Source organism: Kribbella sp., from assembly GCF_035687465.1.
In the GTDB taxonomy this organism is placed as follows: Bacteria; Actinomycetota; Actinomycetes; order Propionibacteriales; family Kribbellaceae; genus Kribbella.
This window is the reverse complement of record NZ_DASRXP010000605.1, coordinates 1-4,340: the sequence shown is the minus strand read 5'-3', so window position 1 is coordinate 4,340 and position 4,340 is coordinate 1. Positions and strand designations below refer to the sequence as shown.

Sequence of the window (4,340 nt, the reverse complement as noted above, 5' to 3'; positions counted from 1 at the left end):
AGGACCGCGGCCAGGGTGAGCGGAATCGAGAGGTCCGACCAGTAGTGGTAGTGCACGGTGAACGTCCCGCCGAAGATCTCGAAGCGCCCGTAGGACACGAGGAACAAGGTCACCAGGGTGTAGACCGCGATCGAGCCCCACAACAGCAAGGCCCGCCGGTCCTCCCGCCAGGCGGTCAGGAGCAAGAGGGCAGCGACGATTCCGCCCAGCGCGACCGCCACCCAGGGAGCCGCCGCGAGGCCGAAGGGAGCCGTGTCCGCGCTCCAGTCCCACGGCCCGCCGACCAGACCGCCCAGCGGTACTGCGAACGCGCGACCGCCGAGCTCGAGCAGCTTGGTGAACCCTGGCAACGCGCCCGCGGACGGATTGCCCTGGGTCAGATAGAGGATGCCGAAGGCAACCACCGGGACGGCCAGGGCGAGTGCGAAGGGCCAGGTCTGGCGGAGCCAGCGGCGGAGCGGGAGTTCGCGGACGTAGAGCGCTAGAGCGATTGCCGTGAGCAGGATCAGGCCGGATTTCTCCCAGCAGGCCAGGGTGATCAGCAGCGAAAGGGGGCCATAGGCAATCGCTCGGCGCCGGTGACCGGCGTACCAGTCAAGGGTTGCGTGCAGCAACAAAAGACCGAAGACGTGGGCCGAGAGGTTGTTCACGCCGCTCGACAACGACATGAACGACGGCATGCTCAGCGGACTCAGGGCGTAGAACACCGTGCCGATGACGACCCACCAGCTGGACCCGAGCAGCCTCAGCAGCAACAGACCCATGAGTGCGATCGCGAGGGCCTGCATCAGCACCCGCCAGGCGATCGTGAAGTCCCAGTTCAGTGGTGCGAGCTGGGCGAAGATCGCGTAGACGAAACGCAGCCCCGGTGCGATGTGGTCGTTCACCGGCGTCAGCAGTTCGCCCGGGCTGAAGCCGCGGCTGCCCTGCACCATGAAGTCCAGGTCGTCGCTCAGCCACGAACCACGTCGGGCCAGCAGGCCGAGCACCAGTGCCTGGACGACCGCGACGGCCAGCACGACGGCCCGCAGTACGGTCGTGTCCGGCGCCCGGCGATGCCGCGCGACCATGCCCCAGATCCCCCTCATGGAGCCGGACTATATGACAGTTCGGCCACTCCCGGATTTTGTCGCGCCACTCTCTGTTCAAGGTGGCTACTCGCTGGTAGCGTCCCGCGGACAGACCGGGAGGGGTTGTTGTGGGGAATCGCAGTCGTGCCCTGGTGATCGCACTGGGGATCTTCTTCGTCGGCATTGCGGCACTGGCCAAGTTCTACGCGTATCCGACGCTGGCGGTGGCGCCGTCCGACCAGGTCGCGCACACCGTGTCGACAGGTCCGGACGCGACCATCTTCAGCGCCGCGGAGCTGAAGGAGAAGGAAGTCGCGCTGACATCGCGCCGTACCGTTCGCGGCGATGTGGTCGCCTCGAAGAACATCAGCAAGGCACTGAAGCGTGATGTCGTCGTGTTCGACACCGCGGTGGTCACCGACGACGACGCGAACTACGAGTTCCCTGACGACTCGGTCCAGGACAAGACCAAGGCGGCACCGCTGAGCTTCGTGCAGGAGCGGGTCGTCCTGGACGCGCACACCGGCGAGTCGGTGCGGTGGGATCCCGAGGACTCCGGCGACAACAGTGGTGAGTACATCACCACGACGCTGGCCAAGGAGGACCGGCTCAAGCCGGATCCGGAGAGCGAGTTCTTCAAGGGTCATGAGGGTCTGGTGCTGAAGTTCCCGTTCGGCACCGAGAAGTTGACCTATCAGTTCTGGGACACCACCACCCGCAAGGCGTTCCCAATCGAGTTCAAGCGCGAGACCACGCTGAACGGGCTGAAGGTCTACGTCTTCGAGCAGGACGTGCCGAAGCAGAACCTTCCGTTGAAGGATCCGCTGATGGTGCCGGGCAGCCTGGTCGGCGAGTCGGGCAAGGACTCCGTCGAGGTGAAGCGCAGCTACCAGAACCACCGGACCCTGTGGATCGAGCCGGTCACCGGCGCGATCATCAAGGGCGAGGAGCAGCAACTCGCGTCACTCGACTACAACGACGAGGCGAAGGTCACCGCCACCCAGGTGACGATCGCGTACGACGACGAGACGGTGAAGAAGAACGTCGAGGGCGCCAAGGTGGACGGCATCGACGAGGGCGGCTACAAAGACAAAGCCGCCCAACTCCACCTGATCGGCTTCTGGGTCCCGCTGATCTCCCTCATCCTCGGCCTCCTGATCCTGGCGCTAGTCGCATTCCTGAGCCTGCGTCCACGCGTAGCCCGCCGCGCCGCAAGCTAACTGCTGGTCAGGGTTTGTGGGTTGTCCAGATTGCGGTGCCTGGGATCAGGGCGCCGCGGTCTGGGCCCCAGCCGCCCCACACCTGGTGGTGGCCGGCCGGCCACTCGGGTTCGAGGAGGTCGTCGACGACCAGGCCGGCTCCGGTGAGGGCGCGGATCCAGTCGCCGGTGGTGCGGTGGTGTTCGGCGTAGACGGGGGTGCCGTGGTCGTCGACTTCGACGTACGGCGTGCGGTCGAAGTACGACTGGGTGATCCGCAGGCCGGCCGGGGTCGGGTCGTCCGGCAGGCTCCACCGGATCGGGTGCGTGACCGAGAACACCAACCGGCCCTTCGGCTTGAGCATGCGGGCGATCTCCCTCAATGCCACTCCGGCATCGGCGACGAACGGCAACGCGCCGAACGCCGAACACGCGATGTCGAAAGTCTCGCTCCGGAACGGGATCGCCGTCACATCCGCCGCGACAGTCCGTACTGCGGTGCTGGTGCGGCGATCGAGTTCCTTGCCGACCCGCAACTGTTCCACCGCGATGTCGAAGGCAACCACGTCCGCGCCTTGCCCGACGAGCCAGCGAGAGCACTGAGCGGCGCCACAACCAACTTCCAGGATGCGCTTGCCCCGGACCGGCCCGAGCAGTTGCGCATCAGCCTCGTCCACACCCTCAGGGCACCAGACGAACCGGTCGTCACCGAGGAACTCACCATGTTCCTCGAGGTATTCGTCCGCCGCCGAGTCCCAGTAGATCCGGCTCGCCCGCGACGTCTCCGCTTCACTCAGTTCAACCCGTTGCGGCTCGACCACGCGATCACCCTATCCGCAGCACTCCTGGGGTCTGCAGCCCCCAGAAGCAGCTGTTACTCGCTCAGCCGGGTGTCGGCGTAGACGTTCATCGCGTCACGCAGATACTCGGTCAGCTCGGCGCCACCAATGGTCGCCTGGAACCGTTCGTCGTCGACGTACATCTGCCCGAGCCCCTTGTACGCATCCTTGTTCGGGGTCCAGAACAAGCTAATGATCTCGTAGTGCAGCTGGATCAGTTCCTGCACGCTCGGCGCCAGCACGTCCACACCTTCCGCTTTCAGGGCCGCGAGACCCTCGTGCACCTGGGTGTACCCGGTGCGCGCTTTCTCGGCATCCGCCTCGGACCACCCACGCATCCGCTGGTAGCTGGCGTCCACCGCCTCGTCGCCCCACCGTTCCCGGGCCTCGGCCTCGTACGGGTTGTGCTCGAATCCTTCGAAGACCTTGTCTGGTGCCATCTCTCCTCCACGCTCGATGTTCTCGATGGTGGAGTCGACGGTCCGGATCAGCCGGCCGAGGCGGAGTTGCTCGCGCAGCAACCACTCCTTGTGCCGGCCGAGCACCTCGATCGTGCTGCTCGTACTCCGGCGCGCGATCACCTCGGCGACCACGTCCAGGCTCAGCCCGAGATCGCGCAGCAGCAGGATCTGCTGAAGCTGCAAGAGCTGCTCCTGGTCGTAGTACCGGCGGCCGTTGGGGGCCGTTCGCGCCGGGACCAGCAATCCGATCGCGTGGTAGTGCCGCAGCGTGCGGGAGGTGACCCCGGACTCCTTGGCCACCTCGGTGATGGACCACGCCATTTCTTCCTACCGTCCGTTGCGCCGACTTCCAGAATCGACGGTAGATGTTGCCGCTACGTCAACTTCAACCCGATTAACCCGCGCGTTCGGCGAGGGCGTGGTTCATGGCGTTGAACTGGGGCTTGATCTTGTCGTTGAGCCAGCCGGCCATGAACGGTACGGCGACGCCGCGGAACTTCTCCTCCTGGATGAGCCTGGAGCGGCCGCCGTCGAGCGGCTCGATCCGGAACGCGTGCTCGCCGTCGAAGATGCCGCCGAACCCGACTTTGCCGATCCAGCGAAGTTCCTTGCCGGGATCGGCCGCGAGCAGTTCGGGGGTGAAGGTGGTCTCCTTGCCGGTGGTGTCCTTCAGCACGTTGGTGATGGTGTCGCCGACCGTGAGTTCGCCGGTGGAGGAGACGATGAACGGATTCCACTCGGGGTAGGCGTCGCGGTCGGCGAGCACCTTCCA

General features: G+C 65.7%; 4 protein-coding genes and 1 pseudogene. 1 reads left to right on the top strand and 4 read right to left on the bottom strand.

Annotation, left to right across the window (positions count from 1 at the left end; translation table 11 throughout):
* Positions 1-1,088: pseudogene (locus tag VFG33_RS32000) on the bottom strand (hypothetical protein); the annotation flags it as partial.
* A 110-nt stretch (positions 1,089-1,198) separates the two neighbouring features.
* Here VFG33_RS32000 and pgfA point away from each other — a divergent pair.
* Entirely contained in the window at positions 1,199-2,290 is a 1,092-nt protein-coding gene (pgfA, locus tag VFG33_RS31995; protein WP_325056723.1) for a cell envelope lipid trafficking protein PgfA, read from the top strand.
* Positions 2,291-2,297: 7 nt separating this feature from the next.
* Here pgfA and VFG33_RS31990 read toward each other — a convergent pair whose 3' ends face one another.
* The 3 genes from VFG33_RS31990 to VFG33_RS31980 form a co-directional block, all read right to left on the bottom strand.
* Complete coding sequence (locus tag VFG33_RS31990) at positions 2,298-3,089, bottom strand: class I SAM-dependent methyltransferase (protein WP_325056722.1); 792 nt, start codon at positions 3,087-3,089, stop codon at positions 2,298-2,300.
* A 53-nt stretch (positions 3,090-3,142) separates the two neighbouring features.
* Positions 3,143-3,889: a MerR family transcriptional regulator gene (locus VFG33_RS31985; RefSeq protein ID WP_325056721.1), complete on the bottom strand. Its 747-nt coding sequence runs from the start codon at positions 3,887-3,889 to the stop codon at positions 3,143-3,145.
* A 73-nt stretch (positions 3,890-3,962) separates the two neighbouring features.
* The coding region (locus tag VFG33_RS31980) for an SRPBCC family protein (RefSeq protein WP_325056720.1) at positions 3,963-4,340 on the bottom strand (378 nt) is incomplete at its 5' end.

What these genes read in the sequence shown, in the direction of transcription:
- VFG33_RS31985 (WP_325056721.1), bottom strand. Translation starts at nt 3,889, where the DNA reads ATGGCGTGGTCCATCACCGAGGTGGCCAAGGAGTCCGGGGTCACCTCC.